At 66.5% G+C, this 19,925-nt stretch carries 20 protein-coding genes and 1 pseudogene; 6 read left to right on the top strand and 15 right to left on the bottom strand.

Annotated elements, in window-relative coordinates; genetic code table 11:
• Positions 1–231, bottom strand: a pseudogene (locus tag BA899_RS07445) (methyl-transferase); the annotation flags it as partial.
• 70 nt (positions 232–301) lie between these two features.
• Here BA899_RS07445 and gloB point away from each other — a divergent pair.
• Positions 302–1,069 (top strand): hydroxyacylglutathione hydrolase, encoded by a 768-nt coding sequence (gene gloB / locus BA899_RS07440; protein WP_159300210.1) that lies wholly within the window; start codon positions 302–304, stop codon positions 1,067–1,069.
• Between the two features lie 11 nt (positions 1,070–1,080).
• Positions 1,081–2,721 (top strand): LysM peptidoglycan-binding domain-containing protein, encoded by a 1,641-nt coding sequence (locus BA899_RS07435; protein ID WP_159300209.1) that lies wholly within the window; start codon positions 1,081–1,083, stop codon positions 2,719–2,721.
• Positions 2,722–2,751: 30 nt separating this feature from the next.
• Here the strand turns inward: BA899_RS07435 and minE are convergent, their stop codons facing one another.
• From minE to msrB, 6 genes are all read right to left on the bottom strand, one after another.
• Complete coding sequence (gene minE / locus BA899_RS07430; RefSeq protein WP_069134181.1) at positions 2,752–3,006, bottom strand: cell division topological specificity factor MinE; 255 nt, start codon at positions 3,004–3,006, stop codon at positions 2,752–2,754.
• 4 nt (positions 3,007–3,010) lie between these two features.
• Complete coding sequence (gene minD, locus BA899_RS07425; RefSeq protein WP_069134269.1) at positions 3,011–3,817, bottom strand: septum site-determining protein MinD; 807 nt, start codon at positions 3,815–3,817, stop codon at positions 3,011–3,013.
• Positions 3,818–3,833: 16 nt separating this feature from the next.
• On the bottom strand, positions 3,834–4,535 hold the full coding sequence (gene minC / locus BA899_RS07420) for a septum site-determining protein MinC (RefSeq protein WP_159300208.1): 702 nt from the start codon (positions 4,533–4,535) through the stop codon (positions 3,834–3,836).
• Positions 4,535–6,403 (bottom strand): molecular chaperone HtpG, encoded by a 1,869-nt coding sequence (gene htpG / locus BA899_RS07415; protein ID WP_159300207.1) that lies wholly within the window; start codon positions 6,401–6,403, stop codon positions 4,535–4,537. Before htpG ends, minC begins: the two co-directional genes overlap by 1 nt.
• 66 nt (positions 6,404–6,469) lie before the next feature.
• On the bottom strand, positions 6,470–8,359 hold the full coding sequence (gene ilvB / locus BA899_RS07410) for a biosynthetic-type acetolactate synthase large subunit (protein ID WP_159300206.1): 1,890 nt from the start codon (positions 8,357–8,359) through the stop codon (positions 6,470–6,472).
• Between the two features lie 66 nt (positions 8,360–8,425).
• Positions 8,426–8,833 carry a peptide-methionine (R)-S-oxide reductase MsrB gene (gene msrB, locus BA899_RS07405; RefSeq protein WP_069134177.1) on the bottom strand — a complete coding sequence of 136 codons (408 nt, stop codon included), beginning with the start codon at positions 8,831–8,833 and terminating at the stop codon, positions 8,426–8,428.
• Positions 8,834–8,895: 62 nt separating this feature from the next.
• Here msrB and serB point away from each other — a divergent pair, with 62 nt between their 5' ends.
• Positions 8,896–10,128, top strand: coding sequence for a phosphoserine phosphatase SerB (serB, locus tag BA899_RS07400; protein ID WP_159300205.1), 1,233 nt, complete (start codon positions 8,896–8,898; stop codon positions 10,126–10,128).
• A gap of 22 nt (positions 10,129–10,150) precedes the next feature.
• On the opposite strand, the gene rplS is transcribed toward serB, so the two are convergent.
• From rplS to ffh, 5 genes are read right to left on the bottom strand one after another with little or no spacing between them, the layout of a single operon-like run.
• On the bottom strand, positions 10,151–10,528 hold the full coding sequence (gene rplS / locus BA899_RS07395) for a 50S ribosomal protein L19 (protein WP_148122311.1): 378 nt from the start codon (positions 10,526–10,528) through the stop codon (positions 10,151–10,153).
• Positions 10,529–10,546: 18 nt separating this feature from the next.
• Positions 10,547–11,284: a tRNA (guanosine(37)-N1)-methyltransferase TrmD gene (gene trmD / locus BA899_RS07390; protein WP_159300204.1), complete on the bottom strand. Its 738-nt coding sequence runs from the start codon at positions 11,282–11,284 to the stop codon at positions 10,547–10,549.
• A 6-nt stretch (positions 11,285–11,290) separates the two neighbouring features.
• Positions 11,291–11,821: a ribosome maturation factor RimM gene (gene rimM, locus BA899_RS07385; protein ID WP_235013325.1), complete on the bottom strand. Its 531-nt coding sequence runs from the start codon at positions 11,819–11,821 to the stop codon at positions 11,291–11,293.
• The gene (gene rpsP, locus BA899_RS07380; protein WP_069134172.1) at positions 11,805–12,074 is read right to left on the bottom strand and encodes a 30S ribosomal protein S16; all 270 of its coding nucleotides are present in this window, start codon (positions 12,072–12,074) and stop codon (positions 11,805–11,807) included. Before rpsP ends, rimM begins: the two co-directional genes overlap by 17 nt.
• Positions 12,075–12,128: 54 nt before the next feature.
• On the bottom strand, positions 12,129–13,532 hold the full coding sequence (gene ffh, locus BA899_RS07375; protein ID WP_069134171.1) for a signal recognition particle protein: 1,404 nt from the start codon (positions 13,530–13,532) through the stop codon (positions 12,129–12,131).
• Between the two features lie 143 nt (positions 13,533–13,675).
• Here ffh and BA899_RS07370 point away from each other — a divergent pair, with 143 nt between their 5' ends.
• Positions 13,676–14,488, top strand: coding sequence for an inner membrane protein YpjD (locus BA899_RS07370; RefSeq protein ID WP_235013324.1), 813 nt, complete (start codon positions 13,676–13,678; stop codon positions 14,486–14,488).
• A gap of 6 nt (positions 14,489–14,494) precedes the next feature.
• A complete protein-coding gene (locus tag BA899_RS07365; protein ID WP_159300203.1) occupies positions 14,495–15,784 on the top strand; it encodes an HlyC/CorC family transporter in 1,290 nt (429 codons plus the stop codon).
• Positions 15,785–15,792: 8 nt separating this feature from the next.
• Here the strand turns inward: BA899_RS07365 and cysS are convergent, their stop codons facing one another.
• The gene (gene cysS, locus BA899_RS07360) at positions 15,793–17,187 is read right to left on the bottom strand and encodes a cysteine--tRNA ligase (protein WP_159300202.1); all 1,395 of its coding nucleotides are present in this window, start codon (positions 17,185–17,187) and stop codon (positions 15,793–15,795) included.
• The gene (gltX, locus tag BA899_RS07355; protein ID WP_159300201.1) at positions 17,180–18,610 is read right to left on the bottom strand and encodes a glutamate--tRNA ligase; all 1,431 of its coding nucleotides are present in this window, start codon (positions 18,608–18,610) and stop codon (positions 17,180–17,182) included. Before gltX ends, cysS begins: the two co-directional genes overlap by 8 nt.
• A 61-nt stretch (positions 18,611–18,671) precedes the next feature.
• Here gltX and BA899_RS07350 point away from each other — a divergent pair, with 61 nt between their 5' ends.
• Positions 18,672–19,427, top strand: a complete 756-nt coding sequence (locus BA899_RS07350) for a UDP-2,3-diacylglucosamine diphosphatase (RefSeq protein WP_159300200.1) — start codon at positions 18,672–18,674, stop codon at positions 19,425–19,427.
• Here BA899_RS07350 and BA899_RS07345 read toward each other — a convergent pair.
• Positions 19,411–19,887 (bottom strand): hypothetical protein, encoded by a 477-nt coding sequence (locus BA899_RS07345; protein WP_144348102.1) that lies wholly within the window; start codon positions 19,885–19,887, stop codon positions 19,411–19,413. The genes BA899_RS07350 and BA899_RS07345 overlap by 17 nt on opposite strands.
• Positions 19,888–19,925 lie beyond the last annotated feature (38 nt).

Genomic DNA, 19,925 nt, shown 5'->3' with positions numbered 1-19,925 from the left:
CGGCATGACCCGGCTGTCGGCCTCGAGGTCGATCGGTCCACCGGACCAGTCATCCACCACCCACTGGCGGACATTACCGAACACGGCCGGACTGCGTCCCTGGCCGTAGGCGCCGACCTGCAGGACCCGACGGGCGTAGAGCCCGGCGAGCCGCCGCGTCAGCAGCCGCGATTCGCGCTCGGCCAGATCCTGCCCGGTCGGGGTGGCAAACCACTCATGCAGCGCACGCATTGATGACTCCTCCCCGTTGGTCGCTGGATGGGCAATTGAGGCAAGCGGTCGGTCGGGGTAGCATGCGACGATGCTGGAAATTACCCCGATTCCCGTCCTCAGCGACAATTATACGTGGCTCATCCATCACCCGCAGTCAACCGCTGCCGTGGTGGTCGACCCGGGCGAGGCGGCTCCGGTGGCCCATGCCCTTGAAAGCCTGGGCCTGACGCTGAGCGCGATCCTCATCACCCATCACCACGGCGATCATGTCGCCGGCATCGCAGGCCTGCGGGATGACGCCATCCCCGTCTACGGTCCGGCTGACAGCGATATCCCGCACCTCACCCAGCCATTAAAACATGGCGACCGGATCACCCCCGGCGGCCTCGGCGTCGAGTTTGAAGTGATCGCGGTCCCCGGTCATACCCTTGATCATATCGCCTACCTGGGCGACGGCAGTCTGTTTGCCGGGGATGCCCTGTTTGCCGGCGGATGCGGGCGCATGTTCGAGGGCACCCCGGCCCCCATGCAGGGCTATCTTGCCAAGCTGCGGGCACTGCCGCCGGCGACGCGGGTCTACTGTGGCCACGAATACACCCAGGCCAACCTGGCCTTCGCCCGGGCGGTCGAGCCCGAGAATACGGCGCTGCAGGCGCGGGCCGAGCGCGTGCACGAGCAGCGTCAGCGCGGCGCCATCACATTGCCCTCAACCATCGGCGAGGAGCGCGCGACCAATCCCTTCATGCGCTGGGACAGTGACGCGGTACGCCGGCACGCCGGCGAGCATGCCGGGCGGACACCGGAGGGGCCAGCAGACGTCTTTGCCATCCTTCGCGACTGGAAAGACCACTTCTGAGGAACACACCCGTGAATCGCTCCCTCCTGCTACCGCTCATCGCGGCCCTCACCCTCGCCGGCTGTACCAGTGTCCCACCCGAGGACGCGACCGGCACCGGTGACGGGACCGCCGCCACCGACCCGCAGGCATCGGCATCGCCGCCGCCGTCAATGACCGGCAACCGGGCGGCCTCGGATCCGCCGGGCAGCCGCCAGGCGACGGACGAGGCCGCGCCGCCGGATGACCTCTGGGAGCGGATCCGCCGCGGCTACGCCATACCCGGGCATGACAACCCGCGGGTTGCCCGTCAGTTCAATGACTATGCGTCCTACGGCGATTACTGGTTGCGGGTCTCGCGACGCGCGCAGCCCTACCTCCATCCCATCGTCGAAACCCTCGATGACCGCGGGATCCCGCTGGAGCTGGCGCTGCTTCCGATCGTCGAGAGCGCATTCCGCCCATTTGCCTACTCCCACGGCCGGGCCGCCGGCATATGGCAGTTCATTCCAGCCACGGGACGGCACTACGGCCTTGAGCAGAACTGGTGGTACGACGGGCGCCGTGACGTCCTGGCCGCCACAGAGGCGGCGGTCGACTACCTGAGCTATCTCGGCGAGATGTTCGAGGGCGACTGGCTGCTGGCGATTGCCGCCTACAATGCCGGAGAAGGCACTGTTCAGCGGGCCATCGAGCGCAATCGCCGGGCCGGCCGGCCGACCGATTACTGGTCGCTGGATCTGCCCGAGGAGACCATGAACTACGTACCCCGGCTGCTGGCGATCAGCGAGCTGGTGGCCGATCCTGAACGCCACGGCATTGAGCTCGAGCCCATCGCCAACCGACCGGCGGTGGAGCAGATCGAACTCGACCGCCAGATCGATCTGGCCCTGGCGGCCGACCTTGCCGACATCGACATGGAAACGCTCTACCGCCTCAACCCCGGCTACAATCGCTGGGCCACTCCGCCCACCGGGCCTCATCGGCTGCTGCTGCCCCGTGACCGCGCCCGGGCATTCCGCGCCCGGCTGGCCGAGCAGCCCGACAATGCCTGGATGCGCTGGCAGCGACACCAGATCGCCCGCGGTGAAACCCTTGGTGGCATCGCCGCGCAGTATCACATCACGGTCGACTCGCTGCGCTCGGCCAACGACCTCGACGGCGCCCTGATCCGGGCCGGTGATCACCTACTGGTCCCCATCGCCAGCCGGCCCACCGGCGAGTATGTGATGACCGCCGGGGCCCGACAGCAGAAGACCCGCAACCGCCAGCGCGATGAAGGCGAGCGTCGCCTCTACACGGTCCGCTCCGGGGACAGCTTCTGGTCCATCGCCCAGCGTTTCGGGGTCGGTGTGCGCCCGCTGGCGCGCTGGAATGGCATGGCCCCCGGGGACACGCTGGGTGTTGGCGAGCAGCTGGTGGTCTGGACGCAGCGCGGGACCGGCGACCCGCAGCCCGATCGCCGCGCCCGGCCCGGAATCGCGGCGGGCGATCGCCTACAGTCGGTGACCTACTCGGTCCGCGAGGGGGATTCGCTGTATCGCATCGCCCGGCAGTTCAACGTGAGCATTGACGATCTGCAGCGCTGGAACGATCTGTCCGCCGATGCCTACCTGCAGCCCGGGCAGTCCCTGCGCATGCGTGTCGACGTGACCGCCCAGAGCAGTCCCTGAGCGGCCCCATCGCGGCTCAGCCCGCAGCGGCTAATCGCTGTCGGGCAGGGTGACGTTCAGCTCGAGCACCTCGCAGTCGCCTTCGCGGTCAACCTCGATGCGGACGGCGTCGTCGTCGACCTCGATATAGCGGCGGATGACCTGCAGGATCTCCTGTTGCAGCGCCGGGAGATAATCCGGGCCACCCCGGTTGCCCCGCTCACGCGCGACGATGACCTGCAATCGCTCCTTGGCCAGCGATGCGCTGCGTTTTTTCTCCGAGCGGAAATAATCCAGAAAAGCCATTGCGCTAGCCCTTGAACAGTCGGCCGAACAGTCCCTTTTTCTCGGTCAGGAAGCGATGATCGCGCGCTTCGCCGAGATAGCGCGAGACGATGTCATCGTAGGCCTGACCGGCGTCGGTCTTTTCCTCCATGATCACCGGCACGCCGGCGTTCGAGGCGTTGAGCACGGCGCTGGACTCCGGCACCACACCAAGCAGATCAATCGAGAGGATTTCGCAGATGTCCTCGATGCTCAGCATCTCGCCCTTGCCCACCCGGGCCGCCGCGTAGCGGGTCACCACCAGGTGCTCCCGGACCGGCTCGTCGCCCTGTTCGGCGCGTCGGGTTTTGCTTGAAAGCAGCCCCAGCACCCGATCGGAGTCACGCACCGAGGAGACCTCGGGATTGGTCACCACCAGCGCATCATCGGCAAAGTACATCGCCAGGTGCGCCCCGCGCTCGATGCCCGCCGGTGAGTCGCAGATCACATAGTCATGGGTGCTCGCCAGCGTCTCGAGCACCGACTGGACACCTTCGAAAGTGAGCGCGTCCTTGTCACGGGTCTGCGAGGCCGGGAGGATCTCGAGGCCGTCGACACGCTTGTCCCGGATCAGGGCCTGATTGAGATTGGCCTCGCCATTGATGACGTTGACGAAGTCATAGACCACCCGCCGCTCGCACCCCATGATGAGGTCGAGGTTGCGCAGCCCGACATCGAAGTCGACCACCACCGTGCGATAGCCCGCGCGGGCCAGACCCGCCCCGAATGCAGCACTGGTGGTCGTTTTTCCAACGCCCCCCTTGCCGGATGTTACAACCACGATTCGCGCCACATTCACCTCCCGATTGTCAGAGCGCGTTGAGTTCAAGCTCGCCGTCACGCAGCGAGGCCATTGCCGCCGCGCCACGCAGCTCGGCGTCGATCTGGTCGCTGAGCCGGTACTGCCCGGCAATCGCGATCAGTTCTGCCTTGAGCGATCGACAGAAGATACGCGCATTCTCGTCCCCCTGCACACCGGCCAGTGCCCGACCGCGCAGGGTGTCATAGACATGGATATGGCCATCGGCCATCAGCTCGGCACCGGCACTCACCGGCGCCGTCACCACCAGATCGCCCCCACGCGCATACACCTGCTGCCCGGAGCGCACCGGCTGGGTGACCAGCCGGGCCGCGCCGGCCGCGGCTTTGGCCGGGGCCTCGCGACGCCCGCCTTCAGCGGACCCCGATCGCGCGGCCTCGAGATTGCGGATCAGTCCCAGCCCGGCAACCGCGGCGGTTTCAGCGGGCAACCCCGACGCCGCCACCGGCAGCAGTGAACGCTCACGCAGGCCAGTCACCAGGGCGTCGAGGCTGGCCCCCTCAAGGCTCACCGCCTCGGCGGGCGCCACCACGAGGGGCATACCGGCAAAAAAGTCCGGTGCCTGCGCGAGCCGCGCATCGAGCTGAGCCAGTACCGCGTCAATATCGGCCGTCCGGACCTGGAGCACCGTAAACGGCGCCATCCGCCCCTTGAGATCGAAGGCCGCACCGGCCGGCGCATTGACTGCCATCAGTCGAGCAGCCGGTTCATGCGTCGGACGAAGCCGGCCGGATCATCCAGCCGACCGCCGTCCATGAGCACCGACTGCTCGAGCAGCAGCGTGGCCCACTCATCGATCGGTGCGTCATCGCTCGCCGCCAGCCGCTCGATGATGGAATGCTGGGGATTGATCTCGAGCACCGGCTTCTGCCGCGGCAGTTCGTGACCGGCCGCCTTGAGCATGCGCTGCATGTTCAGACCGAACTCGTCATCCCCGACCACGATGCAGGCCGGCGAATCCGTCAGCCGGCTGCTGGCGCGCACCTCCGAGACCTGGTCGCCCAACGCCTCGCGGATCCGGCCGATCAGCGCATCGACGGGCTCGCTGGTCTCGGGCTGTTCGGGTTTTTCCTCAGGGCTGTCACCCAGTCCGTCCAGATTGAGATCGCCCTTGGCGACGCTCTGCAGCGGCACGCCGTCGTATTCGCTCAGATGCGCGACCAGCCACTCGTCGATGGGCTCGGCCAGCAGCAGCACTTCGATATCGCGCTGACGGAAGATCTCCAGATGGGGGCTGTTGCGCACCGCAGCCAGGCTTTCCCCGGTGAGATAATAGATCGCGGTCTGACCCTCGTGACGACGCGCAAGATAGTCCGCCAGCGAGACCGTCTGACCGCCGTCGCCGTGGGTCGAGTGAAAGCGCAGCAGCCCCGCGACTTTCTCGGCGTTGCCGGGATCTTCCACCGGCCCTTCCTTGAGTACGGTGCCAAAGGACGACCAGAACCGCGCGTAGCGTTCGGCATCATCCCGGGCCATACGCTCAAGGCTGTCGAGCACGCGCTTGACCGAGGCGCTGCGGATGCGATCGATCAGCCGATTGTGCTGGAGCAGCTCACGGGAGACGTTGAGCGGCAGGTCATCCGAATCCACCAGCCCGCGCACAAACCGCAGATAGCGCGGCAGCAGCCGGTTCTCGCGGTCCTCCATGATGAACACGCGCCGCACGTACAGACGCAGCCCCTGCTGGGTGTCCGCCTCGAACAGATCGAACGGCCGCTGGGCAGGGATGTAGAGCAGCGATGTGTAGGACTGATTGCCCTCCACCTTGTTGTGCAGCCACTCCAGCGGCGGCTCCGGATCGTAGGTCAGCTGCTGGTAGAACTGCTGATAGTCCTCGTCACTGATCTCCGACTTGGGCCGCATCCACAGTGCCGAGGCCTGGTTGACGGTTTCCATCTCACCCTGTTCGTCCTCGAGTTCGATGGGCAGGGCGATGTGATCGGAGTAGCGGCGCACGATCTGGCGCAGCCGCTGCCGCTCGAGGAATTCATCCTGGCCCTCGGCCAGATGCAGCGTCACTGCCGTGCCGCGCCGCTCCCGCGGTGCCGGTTCGAGGGTGAAGGCGCCCTTGCCGTCGGAGCGCCACAGCACGCCCTGATCGGCGGATTCACCGGCGCGGCGGGTGTGCACGCTGACCGAGTCGGCCACGATGAACGCCGAGTAGAAGCCGACCCCGAACTGGCCGATGAGCTGGGCGTCCTGCTTCTGGTCGCCGGTCATGGCATCAAGGAAGCGTCGCGTACCGGAGCGCGCGATGGTGCCGAGGTTGTCGATGACATCCTCTCGATTCATGCCCACGCCGTTGTCACTGATGGTCAGTGTCCGGGCATCGGCATCCACCTGAATGCTCACCCGTGGCTTCGGATCGTCCTCGAGCAGTGATTCATCCTGTATCGCCTCGAACCGCAGCCGGTCGGCTGCATCGGCGGCGTTGGAGACGAGCTCGCGCAGAAAGATCTCGCGATTGCTGTAGAGGGAGTGGATCATGAGGTCCAGCAGCTGCCGGACCTCGGCCTGGAATTCGTGGGTTTCCGCGGCTTGTGCGTCGTTGTTGCTCATTCCTGTTTCCGTTTCGTCCCGAACCTTGCCGCGTAATGGGGTCGGGCGGTCATGTTTTCAATGCGCTCAGAATGATTCGCTGGGACCAACCCGGCCGTGTCGGCCGATCTCGGGTATCTCGCGCGCCGGGATATACTCACCGGTCACCATCTGCTTGTAGCCCATGCCGGGGCCCACCATCGGATACACCGAGGCGTCGGGATCGACGTTGACCTCGAGAAAGGCCGGGCCGTCAAAGCCGATGAACGCCGCCAGCGTATCTTCCATTTCGGCCGGATCCGACACATTGCGGGCGAACTCGAAGCCGTCGGCCTCGGCCGCCTTGATGAAATTCTTGCGGTGCAGGGACTTGTCGCTACCCGAGAAGCGATCACCGAAGTAGAGCTTCTGCCACTGCCGCACCATGCCGTCGCCGGCGTTATTGAGCAGCAGGATCTTTACCGGCAGGCCGTAAGTGGTCACCGTTTCCATCTCGCCCAGGTTCATTCGCAGGCTGCCATCGCCGTCAATGTCGATGACCAGCTCGTCGGGGTTGGCGAACTGGGCCCCAATGGCGGCTGGCAGGCCGAAACCCATGGTGCCCATGGAGCCCGAAGTCATCCACAGACGCGGCCGACGGAAGTCCAGATACTGGGCGGCCCACATCTGATGCTGACCCACTCCGGTGCTGACGATGGCATTGCCGCCGGTCAGGCGATTGAGCGAGCGCATCACCGCCTGGGGCTGGATGAATTCGCCATCCGGCTTGAAATTCATCGGGTGACGCTCACGCAGCTCCTGGCAGTGCTGGCCCCAGCTGGTGTAGTCCGCGCCAAAGCCGCTGTCGCACCCATAGTCGAGGAGCTGTCGAAGGGTGCTGCCGGCCTCACCGATGTGCGACCAGGTCACCTGCTTGACCTTGCCGATCTCGGCGGCGTCGATGTCGATGTGAGCGATGTTCTCGGCGTTCGGCGCAAACAGCTCCGCCTTGGCGGCCACCCGGTCGTCAAACCGCGAGCCGACGGCGATGATGAAATCGCAGTCCTCGACGGCGTAGTTGGCGTAGGCCGTCCCGTGCATGCCCAGCATGTGCAGGTGCAGGTCCTCGGTGGAATCGATGGCACCCAGACCCATGACGGTACTGACGCTGGGGATCCCGTACTCATGGGCAAAAGCGGTCAGGGCCTCACTGCCTTCACCATGGATGGCGCCGCCGCCAACGTACAACAGGGGCCGGCGGGACTGCTCGAGCATGTCGAAGAACTGCCGGGCCTTGCCTTCGGCGAGCGGCGTCTGGCGCAGTGATTCCATGCGCTGGCGATAGCCGCGGATACCCAGCAGACCACTGCCCTTGTACTCGCCCACCCAGTTCTGGACGTCCTTGGGCAGATCCACCACCACGGGACCCGGGCGGCCTGAGCGCGCCACTTCAAACGCCGTGCGGATGGTTTCCTCGAGGCGCTCGGGGCGCGTGACCAGAAACACGTGCTTGGCGCAGTTGCCCATGATGTTGACGATGGGCGCCTCCTGGAAGGCGTCAGTCCCCATGGCGGCGCGCGCCACCTGGCCGGTGATGAGCACCACCGGCACGGAATCGGCCATGCAGTCGCGGATCGGCGTCACGGTGTTGGTGGCCCCGGGCCCCGAGGTCACCAGAAAGACGCCGACATCACCGGTGCTGCGCGCATAACCGGCGGCCATGAAGCCCGCGCCCTGCTCGTTGGCGGGCACCACGAGCTGCATGGGGTCGTGACTGGCGTCGGTCCGTTCCCGCTCGTTGTAGCGAAAGATCGCATCGTAGGTGGGCAGGATGGCGCCACCGCTATACCCGAAGATGGTGTCGACCCCCTCCTGTGCCATGACCTCGACGACCATCTCCGCCCCGCTCATGACCTCGCCGGCACGCGGATGGCCGGACTGCTCGCGGGGGGAATGGCCGTTGGGATCGGCGTCGATGGAGGGAGCGGGTTCATTCATGGTGACATCCTGAGATCAGTGACTTATCTCACGACTATACCGAGGCGTCAGGCCGGGCGGCAAGCCTCAGCCGCTGTCCCCGCGGGGCTCGAACTGAAGTGACAGCGAATTGATGCAGTAGCGCAGTCCGGTGGGCTTCGGCCCGTCCGGAAATACATGACCGAGATGGCCCTGGCAGTCCGGGCAATGGACCTCGGTCCGCCGCATGCCAAGGCTGCTGTCCGCCTCGGTGGCAACGGCGTCGTCCCGTGTCGGTGCCCAGAAACTCGGCCAGCCGGTACCGGAGTCGAACTTCTGCTCGCTGTCGAACAGCGGCCGTCCGCAGCAGACACAGCGAAAGACGCCGTCGGCCTTTAGATTATTGTACTCGCCGCTGAACGGCGGTTCGGTGCCACCCTCGCGGGCGACCCGATACTGCGCCGGCGTCAGCTGCTGCCGCCAGTCGGTGTTGCGGGGATCGCGCGAATCGGTCATGGACGTGGGCTCCTTGGCAATTTCCCCTACAATATCGCGCCGGGCCGTCACTGAGCGAATCCATGAACGACATCGAATCCGACAGCGAAATCATCCTGATCAACATCTCAGGCAGTGACCGCCCCGGCGTCACCGCGGCATTGATGGGGATACTCGCCGACTATCCGGTCCGCGTCCTGGACATCAGCCAGGCGATGGTCCACGAAAACCTCGCCCTGGCGATCCTGATCAAGCTCTCGGGGGCGGCGGACTCGGCCGCGGTGCTCAAGGATCTGCTCTACGAAGCGCATCAGCTCGAGCTACGCGTGCGCTTTCAGCCAGTGCCAGCGAACGAGTACCAGCAATGGGTGCGCGGCGAGCGCCAGTCGGCCTATGTCCTGACACTGCTGGGCCGGCGGGTGACCGCCGCGCAGATCGCCCGGATTGCGCGCGTCACCACCCAGCATGCCCTCAATATCGAGGACATCGTCCGCCTGTCGGCCCGCAGCCCCCTGCATGACGAGCGCGAGGAAAGCCGGGCCTGCCTGGAACTGAGCCTGCGCGGCGAGCCCAGTGATGCCGATGCGATGAAAGCGGCGTTCCTGTCCATCTCCCGGGAAATGGATATCGACATCTCATTCCAGGAGGACAACTTCTACCGGCGCAATCGGCGCCTGGTGGTGTTCGACATGGACTCGACGCTGATCCACGAGGAGGTCATCGATGAACTGGCCCGCGAGGCCGGCGTAGGCGATCAGGTGGCCGCGGTCACCGAGGCGGCCATGCGCGGTGACATCGACTTTCGCGACAGCCTTGCCCAGCGTGTTGCCTGTCTTGAAGGCCTGGATGAGGCGGTGCTCGCCCGGGTGGCCGAGCGGCTGACCCTGACCGAGGGAGCGGAGCGGCTGATGAAGACCCTGCAGACGCTCGGTTACCGCACGGCCGTCATTTCCGGCGGGTTCGATTTTTTCGGCCACCACCTGCAGCGGCGTCTGGATCTGGACACGGTGTACGCCAACCGGCTCGAAATCGTCGACGGCCGTCTTACCGGTCAAGTGGCGGGGCCGATTGTCGACGGCGAGCGCAAGGCGCAACTGCTCGAGCGCCTGGCAGGCGAGATGGGCATCGACCTGGCACAGGTGATCGCCGTCGGTGACGGCGCCAACGATCTGCCCATGCTGCGGTCAGCCGGACTGGGGATCGCGTTTCACGCCAAGCCGCTGGTGCAGAAAAGCGCCCGTCAGGCGATTTCGACCATCGGCCTGGACGGGGTGCTTTACCTGATGGGTATGAACGACGCCGAAAACCCGCACTGAGCGCGTACGGGCGGTCGGGTGATCAGGAGGCCTTGCGGCTCTTCGCCCGCACCTTCTCCTTGATGCGTGCCGCCTTGCCGCGCCGCTCACGGAGGAAGTAGAGCTTGGCCCGGCGGACATCGCCACGCCGCTTGACCTGCAGGCTCTCGATCAATGGGCTGTGGAGCTGGAAGACCCGCTCAACGCCCTCGCCGTGGGAGACCTTGCGCAGCGTGAACGACGAATTGACGCCGCGGTTGCGCTTGGCGATCACCACACCCTCGAAGGGCTGGGTGCGCTCACGGTTGCCCTCGCGGACCCAGACGTTGACGAGCACCGTATCGCCGGAGTTGATGTCTTCGAGCGAGCGGCCGGTTTTCTCGACCTGTTCACGCTCCAGTTCTTCGATGATGTTGGTCATGCCTGCATCCCCTTGTAATTAGCCTTGATGCCCCGCCCGATATTCATCGAGCAGTGCCTGTTCGTCGTCACTGACCCCCCGCTGATCGAGCAGGTCCGGGCGTTTTTCCAGCGTTCGCCCCAACGCCTGTTTAAGCCGCCATCGCGCCACCGCCTGGTGGTCGCCGCTGAGCAGTACCGCCGGCACGCGCCGGTCATCGATCCACTCCGGGCGCGTGTAGTGCGGACAATCCAGCAGTCCGTCCGCGAAGGCGTCCTGGGATGCCGACTCGGCATGCCCGAGCACCCCCGGGATCAGCCGGGCGACGGCGTCCATCACCACCATGGCCGGCAGCTCGCCACCGCTCAGCACATAATCGCCAATCGACAGTGACTGATCGACCTCCTCGTCGATGAGCCGCTCGTCGATGCCTTCGTAGCGCCCGCACAGCAGGATCACCCGCTGGTCCTGCGCCAGTCGCCGCACCCGGGGCCCATCGAGCCGTTCCCCGTCCGGCGACAGATAGATCACCGGCGCCGCCGCAGCGGCCGCCCTCGCCGCGCGGATCGTCGTCCGCAGCGGCTCGACTTTCATGACCATGCCCGGGCCACCCCCATAGGGGCGATCATCCACCGTGGCATGGCGGTCTTCGCTGTAATCGCGGGGGTTCCAGGTGACCAGCTTGATCAACCCGCGGTCGACCGCCCGTCCCATGACCCCGTGGCCCAGCAGGCCGTGCACCATTTCCGGAAACAGCGTAATGACGTCGAAGCGCATGTCCGCTCAGAACTCCGGATCCCAGTCGACGACCATCCGACCATCGTCCAGGTCAATGCGATCAATATGCACCCCCGGCGTATAGGGGATCAGCCGCTCGCGGTCACCAACCACCCGCATCACATCGTTGGCGCCCGTTTCGATCAGGCCCGCGACCCGACCGAGGCTTGTTCCATCGCGGTTTTCCACCGCCAGCCCCTCGAGCTCATACCAGTAGAACTCGTCAGGGCCCGCTGGCGGCATCTGCGACCGGGCCACCGTGATCGGGCAGCCGACCAGCGCTTCGGCGGCGTCGCGATCGTCGATGCCCTTGAGCCGCACCACCAGATGCCGGCCCTGCCAGCCGCCACCCGTGACCCGCCAGTCGCGGGCATCGTCGCCGTGTTGCAGCGTCCAGACTGAATAGTCCAGCAGGTTCTCCCGCGGCCGTGTCCAGGAATGGACCTTCAGCTCGCCGCGGACCCCCCGGACTCCCGCAATTTCGCCCATGACGACATGGGCATCCGCGGGCGTCGCTGGATCAGGCGCTTTCGGCACCCTCGGCCGCTCCACGGCGCGACTGACGGATAAGCTGCCGCGCCCGCTCACTCGGCTGAGCGCCCTGCGACAGCCAGTGCTCGGCGCGCTCGAGATCGAGCCGGAACGGCACTTCCTGCCCCCGGGCGACCGGGTTGAGAAAACCGAGGCGCTCGATGAACTTGCCGTCACGGCCATTCCGGCTGTCGGTGACGACGATGTGGTAGAAGGGACGCTTTTTGGCGCCCGCACGCGCTAGACGGATCGTGACCATATCGTTATCCAGTCAACTCTGGTGACTACTAAACCGCGCAGTTTACCTGCGTGTTCAGCGCCCGCCAAGTCCCGGCGGCAGACCACCGCCCGGTGGCATGCCGCCCCCCGGCGGCATGCCGTTGCCGCCGCCCATCTGGCGCATCATTTTCTTCATCCCGCCGTTCTTGAACTGCTTCATCATCTTCTGCATCTGCTTGTGCTGCTTGAGCAGGCGATTGATGTCCTGCACCTGCATGCCACAGCCGCGGGCGATCCGCCGTTTGCGCGATCCGTTGATGACATCCGGACGCTGGCGTTCGCCCGGCGTCATCGAGTTGATGATGGCGATCTGCCGCCGGACCTGGCCGTCATTCATCTGCTGGCTGGCCTGCTCGGTAAGCTGACCCATACCCGGGAGCTTTTCCATCAGCCCGCCCATGCCACCCATCTGGGTGACCTGGGTGAGCTGCTCGCGCATGTCCTCGAGGTCGAAACCCTTGCCCTTCTTGAGCTTGCCGGCCATTCGCTCGGCTTTCTGGTGGTCGACCTTGCGCTCGACCTCTTCGACCAAGGAGAGCACATCCCCCATCCCCAGGATCCGCGAGGCCATGCGATCGGGATGAAAGGGCTCGAGGGCATCGGTCTTCTCGCCGATGCCCAGAAACTTGATGGGTTTGCCGGTGATCTGCCGGATTGACAGTGCCGCGCCACCGCGGGCATCACCATCAGCCTTGGTCAGGATCACCCCGGTCAGCGGCAGGGCCTCGTCGAACGCCCGGGCGGTGTTCGCGGCATCCTGACCGGTCATGCTGTCGACCACGAACAGGGTTTCGATCGGCGCCACCGCCTCATGCACCCGCCGCGCCTCGTCCATCATCTCGCCGTCGACATGCAGACGACCCGCCGTATCCACCAGCAGCACATCGTAGTACCCGGTACGGGCCTGCTCGCGCGCCGCCTCGACCGTTGCCACCGGGTCGGCCGATGCATCAGTGGGGTGGAAATCAATGCCCACCTCGTCACTCAGACGCTGCAGCTGATCGATGGCGGCCGGCCGATAGACGTCGACCGAGACCGCCAGCACCTTTTTCTTTTCGCGCTCGCGCAGCAACCGCCCGAGCTTGGCGATGCTGGTGGTCTTGCCCGAGCCCTGAAGGCCCGCCAGCATCACCACCGCCGGCGGGCGCGTGGTCAGATCGAGGCCGTCGTTGCGGGCGCCCATCACCTCGACGAGCTGGTCGTGGACGATCTTCACGAAAGCCTGTCCGGGCGACAGGCTCTTGGTCACCTCGGTGCCCAGGGCCCGCTCGCGGACGCTGGCCACGAAGTCCTTGACCACCGGCAGGGCAACATCCGCCTCAAGCAGCGCCATGCGCACTTCGCGCAGTGTCTCCTGGATGTTGTCCTCGGTCAGCCGCCCCTTGCCTTTCAGGCGCTTTCCGATCGCCTCGAGGCGATCACTCAGATTATCGAACATGTCTGTCAGGCACCCCGCAGTCGCCGGTCGTCATGGTGAAGATTGTATCAGCGCATGCCGGTTCCTCGAGCACTGATGGTCGAAGAAGCAAATTTTGTGTGCGATGATCCAGTCAAGTCGCAACGGCAGTGAACAACCCGCAGATGATCCTTACCCTCACTCCCTGGATGGCGGCGGCGCTGTACGCGCTCGCCGTCGCGGCGCTCCTGGCCGCCCTGCGCGGCCGCCTTGCCGTGCAACGCGCCGAGCCTCTGGCACTGGCCCTGGCCGCCATCGCCGTGGTGTTGCATGGCGTCAGCCTCTGGCAGGCGCTGTGGACGCCGGCAGGCGTCGACCTGTCACTGTTCAACGCCGCCTCGTTACTCGGCTGGCTGATGGCGCTGACGCTGATCGCCGCGGCGGTGCGTCAGCCCCTGCACAGCCTGGGCCTGATCGTCTATCCGTTCGCCCTGCTGACGTTGCTGCTTGCCCAGACGCTGGGTGTGCCGACGGCCACCATGGTGCCGGTGGGCGCGCCCGTGGATGTGCATGTCATCTCGTCGGTGGCCGCGTATGCCGTCCTGGGGCTCGCCAGCGCTCAGGCGCTCCTGCTGGCCTGGCAGGAGAGCGCCCTGCGCCGACGTCGCGCCGGCTCGGTGCTGGGGTTTCTCCCGCCCCTGCAGGGCATGGAATCCCTGCTGTTCCACCTGGTGGCCATCGGCTTCGTGCTGCTGTCCGTCGCGCTCGTCAGCGGCTGGCTGTTCGTCGACAACCTCTTCGCCCAGGACCTGGTGCATAAGACCGTGATCTCGATGATCGGCTGGCTGGTCTTCGCCGGGCTGCTCATCGGCCGGACCGTGGCGGGCTGGCGCGGCCGCACCGCCATCCGCTGGACGCTATGGGGATTCGCCCTGCTGGCGGTGGCGTATTTCGGCAGCAAAATCGTGGTCGAGCTGATCATCGGCCGGGGGGCCTGAGCGAGCTTGGACGTTGTTCCCCTTCCCGTTCTGTTCGTCATTCTGGGCGCGCTGATCGTCCTGTCCGGCGGCTTCTCGAGCTCTGAGACCGCCCTCATGACGCTCAACCGCTACCGGCTGCGGCACCTGTCGCGGCATGGCAACCGCGGCGCCCGCCGCGCGGAGCGGCTGCTCGAGCGGCCCGACCGGCTGATCGGCATCATCCTGCTGGGCAACAACTTCGTGAATATCTCCGCGTCGTCCATTGCCACCCTGATCGCCCTGCGTCTGGGGGGTCAGGGCGCCATCGCCGCGGCGACGGGTCTGCTGACCCTGACCATCCTGATCTTCGCGGAGGTGGCCCCCAAGACCCTGGCGGCGCTGCGGCCCGAGCGCGTCGCCTTTCCCGCCGCGTTCGTCCTCGGCCCACTGTTGAAGCTGCTCTACCCGCTGGTGTGGCTCACCAACATGCTGGCCAACACACTGCTGCGCAGCCTCGGCGTCAATCCCACCGAAGGGGGCCAGACCGCGCTCAGCCGCGAGGAGCTGCGCACGGTGGTCAACGAGACCGGTGCGATGATCCCGCGTCGTCATCAACGCATGCTGCTCGGCATTCTCGATCTGGATCAGGCCACCGTCGACGACATCATGATCCCGCGCAATGAAGTGGTGGGCATCGACCTGGGGGATGACTGGTCGCGTATTACCGAGCAGATCGCCAGCTCGGAGTACACGCGCCTGCCGGTGTTCGAGGGCGGCGTCGACACCATCCGCGGCATCCTGCATGTGCGCCGGGTGCTCACGGCAATGCTCGACGGGGTACTGACCCGCGAACGGCTGCTCGAGCATGTCCGCGAGCCCTATTTCGTGCCCGAGGGGACGCCCCTGCATCAGCAGATGCTGAATTTCCAGTCGGAGCGCCGCCGGATCGGCCTGATCGTGGACGAGTACGGCGAGTTCCACGGCCTTGTCACCCTCGAGGACATCCTCGAGGAGATCGTCGGCGAGTTCACCACCGATCCCGCTGAAGCCATCCGCGACATCCACCGCCAGCCCGACGGCAGCTACCTGGCCGCCGGCAGCGCCAGCGTGCGCGAGCTGAAGCGCCTGCTGGGCTGGGACTTACCGGCGGAAGGGCCGAAGACCCTGAACGGACTGATCCTCGAGCAGCTGGAAACCATTCCCGAGCCGGGCATCAGCCTGCTGATCGACGGCCACCCCGTCACGGTCCTGCAGGCCGAGGAAAACCGCGTCAAGGTGGCCCGCCTTGAGCAGCGTGTGCGGCCACGCGAAACCCCGCCCGCCATCGAAGACTGAGCCCTGGCTCAGTGGCCGTCGCGACGCCAGCGGGTGCCCTCAGGCTTATCCTCGAGCACCACCCCCTCGGCCAGCAGCTCATCACGAATGGCATCGGCACGCGCAAAATCCCGGGCCGCCCGGGCCGCCGCCCGCTCGGCGAGTCGCGCCTCGATGCGCGCGGCATCGGCATCATCCTCTGACGCCGCCGCCTGCAGATAGGCGATCGGCGACTGACCCAGCAGCCCCAGCATGCCGCCCAGCTCGCGCAGTGTTGTGCCCAGACCATCGGCCCGGTCAACCTCGCCGGCCTCGCGGGCGCGGTTGATGGTGCGCGCCAGCTCGAACAGCACGGCCAGGGCCAGCGGTGTATTGAAATCGTCATCCATCGCCGCCCGAAAGCGGCCGCGGAACACCTCGCTGTCCCCCGCTTGCGTCTGTTCCCCGGGCAGATCACGCAATGCCGTGTAGAGCCGCTCCATCCCGCTCCGCGCCTGCGACAGCGCGTCAGCGGTATAGTTGAGCGGGCTGCGGTAATGGCTTGAGAGCAGGAACTGGCGGACCGTTTCGGCATCGTGCCGGGCGAGGACGTCGCGCACGGTGGTGAAGTTGCCCAGCGACTTCGCCATCTTCTCATCGTCGATGCGCACGTGGCCGTTGTGCATCCAGTAGTTGACGAAATGCTCGCCGGTGGCCGCTTCCGACTGGGCGATCTCGTTCTCGTGATGGGGAAACTTCAGGTCGAGACCACCGCCGTGGATGTCGAAGTGGTTACCCAGGCAGTGGGTGGACATGGCCGAGCACTCGATATGCCAACCAGGCCGCCCCGGACCCCACGGCGAGGGCCAGCCGGGTTCTTCGGGTCGTGCCGCCTTCCACAGCGCGAAGTCGGCCGGATCGCGCTTGTGCTCGCCCGCCTCGACCCGGGCGCCGGCCCGCAGATCCTCGAGCCGCTTGCCGGAGAGCTGGCCATAATCGGGGAACTGGCCGACGGCGTAATACACATCGCCCCCGGCCGCGTAGGCATAACCGCGGTCCACGAGGCGCTGGATCATGGCAATGATCTCGTCGACATGCGCCGTGGCGCGGGGTTCTGCGTCGGGACGTTCGCAGCCGAGCGCATCGGCGTCGGCGTGCATCGCCTCGGTGAAACGCGATGTCAACGCGTCCATGGACTCGCCCAGCGTGGCGGCCCGGGCGATGATCTTGTCGTCAATGTCGGTGATATTGCGCACATAGTGGACGTCGTAGCCGCTGGCCCGCAGGTAGCGGACCACCATGTCGAAGACCACCATGGCGCGGGCATGGCCGAGATGACAGTAGTCGTACACCGTCATGCCGCACACATAGAGACTGACATGCGGCGGATCGATGGGCACGAAGGCGGCCTTGCGGCCACTCAGGCTGTCATGGATCTCAAGCATCCGTATCGGCTCCCGGGGCGGCAATGGCGGCCGCCTGTTGCAAACGCAGCCGGCGGATATCCGCCGGCATGAGATGAATGATGTCGCCCAGTGCCGGGCCATGATCAAGCCCCGTCAGGGCCTGGCGCAGCGGCTTCATCAGCGCGCCGCCGCGGCGTCCGGTGGCGGCCTCGAGCTCGGCCCGCAGGGGCTTCCAGTCAGCGGTGGCCGCCGACTCGAGCAGCCCGGCCAGGGTTTCGAAGAAGGCCGCTCCCGACGGGCGCAGCCGGGCCTCGAGCGCCCCGTCGAGCACTGGCTGCCGCGAAAACAGGCGCAGCGCCCAGTCATTGAGCTCATCGGCGCGGCGCAGGTTGGGTTGCACGAGGCGGATGAATGCGGCGACCCGGTCGTCCGGCACGCAGTCGACCCGCAGCGCGGGTCGCAGGCGGGCGACCGGCGCCGCCGCCATCGCCAGCGACTGCCAGTAATCGATTTGGCGACGATCAAACCGGACCGGCCGCCGGCTGAGGCGGGTCACATCGAAATCCGCCGCCAGCGCGTCGAGCCGCTCGAGGCCGTCCGCCGGCGCCGGGTTGCCCAGCCGGGCGAGGTAGTTTGCAATGGCCGCCGGCTCCACGCCCTCGTCCCGCAGGGTCCCGACACCCGGCGCACCGCGGCGCTTCGACAGCGGCGCCCCCTGATCGTCGACCACCAGCGACAGGTGGCCGTAGACCGGGACCGACTGCCCCAGGCGCTCGAGCAGCACGATCTGGCGGGGCGTGTTCGAGAGGTGATCCTCGCCGCGCAGCACATGGGTGATCCCCATCAGCGCGTCATCCAGGGCGTTGGCGAACAGAAATGCGGCACTCCCGTCAGCCCGCTGGATGATCGGATCATCGAGATCCGCCGCCTGGAATGACTGCTCGCCGCGCACCGCGTCGGTGAATCGGAGAGCACCTTCAGCCGGCATGCGCAACCGCAGGACCGCGGACTCTCCGGCCGCGACGCGCTCCGCCGAGCGAACCGGATCGAGACCCGCGCAGCAGCCGTCATAGCGTGGCGGGTGGCCGGCCTTTTTCTGACGCTCACGCAGCGCGGCGAGCCGCTCGGTGGAACAGAAACAGTAATAGGCGGCGTCCATGTGCCGCAGGCGCCCGGCCGCTGCGGCATGCAGGTCGGTCCGTCGGGACTGCTGCCAGGCGACCGGTGAGTCGATCCCCGGCCCCACATCCCAGCCGAGCCCAAGCCATTCCAGGTCGCCCTGCAGCCGCTCGATACGCTCGGCATCGCTGCGGGCCGCATCACTGTCTTCGATGCGCAGCACGAACGTGCCCCGGTGGTGCCGCGCCAGCAGCCAGTTGAAAAGCGCCGTGCGCAGGTTGCCGACATGAAGCTGGCCCGACGGGCTGGGTGCGAAGCGTGTGCGAACGGCCTGATCATCCATCGCCGCAATGGTAATGGAACCGCGCCTTGCATGCAGCTGCCGCCCCGGGCATCGTCACGCCATGACTCCACTGCGTTTTGACACCGCCCGCGCGCCGGTGCTGTTTATCGCCGATCTGCACCTGGATCCGCAGCGCCCGGCAGCCATACAGGCGTTCCGCCATTTCGTCGAGACGCGCGCGCCATCCGCGGCCGCGCTTTTCATCCTGGGTGACCTGTTCGAGGCGTGGATCGGCGACGACGCACGACCGGCGGATGATCCCGTCGCGCCGGCGCTCGCGGCGCTCAGTGCGCAGGGCACTCCGGTCTATTTCCTGGCGGGCAACCGTGACTTTCTGATTGGCCCGGCGTTCTGTCAGGCCGCTGGGATCACGATGCTGGCCGAGCCCACACGGGTGGAGATCGACGACGAAGCGGTACTCCTCGAGCACGGCGATGCACTGTGTACCGACGATACCGCCTATCAGGCATTCCGCGCCCAGGTTCGCGACCCGGATTGGCAGGCCGGATTTCTGGCACAGCCCATTACCAGACGGCTGGAGCAGGCGCGCGACCTGCGCCAGCGCAGTGGTGAGGCCATGGCCGGCAAGCCCGCCGCGATCATGGACGTCAACGCTGCGGCCGTGCGCGACCGGCTTGAAACCTGGGGTGTGCGGACCCTGATCCATGGCCACACCCACCGCCCCGCCATTCACCACCTGGACCTGGGCGATGGCGCCGGGCGTCGCATCGTCCTGGGGGACTGGTTTGAACAGGGCAGCGTGCTGCGCATCGACCATGGCACCGCTCGACTGGAGACACTCAGCTTCGAAGGTTGATCAACCGGTCGGCGGCAGCGGACCGGACGGTGGGGTCCGGGTCGTGACAACGGATCTCCTCAAGCAACCCCCATTCGTCGATCAACCCGAGCGCCGCCCGGCGCAGGCTCGGCTCACGGGCACTGCGGGCTACATGGGCGATGATCTGGGCGTCGGAACAGGCCTTCAGCGCCGCATGCCGATAGCCGATGTCCAGCGTATCGCCGCCGGCGAGCAACTGCCGGTAACGAACGCGGGCCGCCTCGCGGACCACTTCGTCGCTCTCCGACTCGCACACCTGACGCAGGATGATCAGGTCTTGGAGTCGGCGGATGGCAGCGCAACGAACGCCGCGATCGGGATCGTGGGTCACGACCCGGCGCAATGCGTTATGCCCCACCACCGCGGCATCGATGGCCGCGCGGCGGCTGGCGGGATCCGGGGCGTGAATGTCGGGACGCGGATTTCGCCGTAATCTCATTCCCGCAGTCTAAAACAGAACACCCCGCACGCGGCGGG

This window comes from Spiribacter sp. SSL99 (assembly GCF_009805925.1).
GTDB classification, from domain to species: domain Bacteria; phylum Pseudomonadota; class Gammaproteobacteria; order Nitrococcales; family Nitrococcaceae; genus Spiribacter; species Spiribacter roseus.
This window is presented reverse-complemented; position numbering and strand designations above follow the sequence as displayed.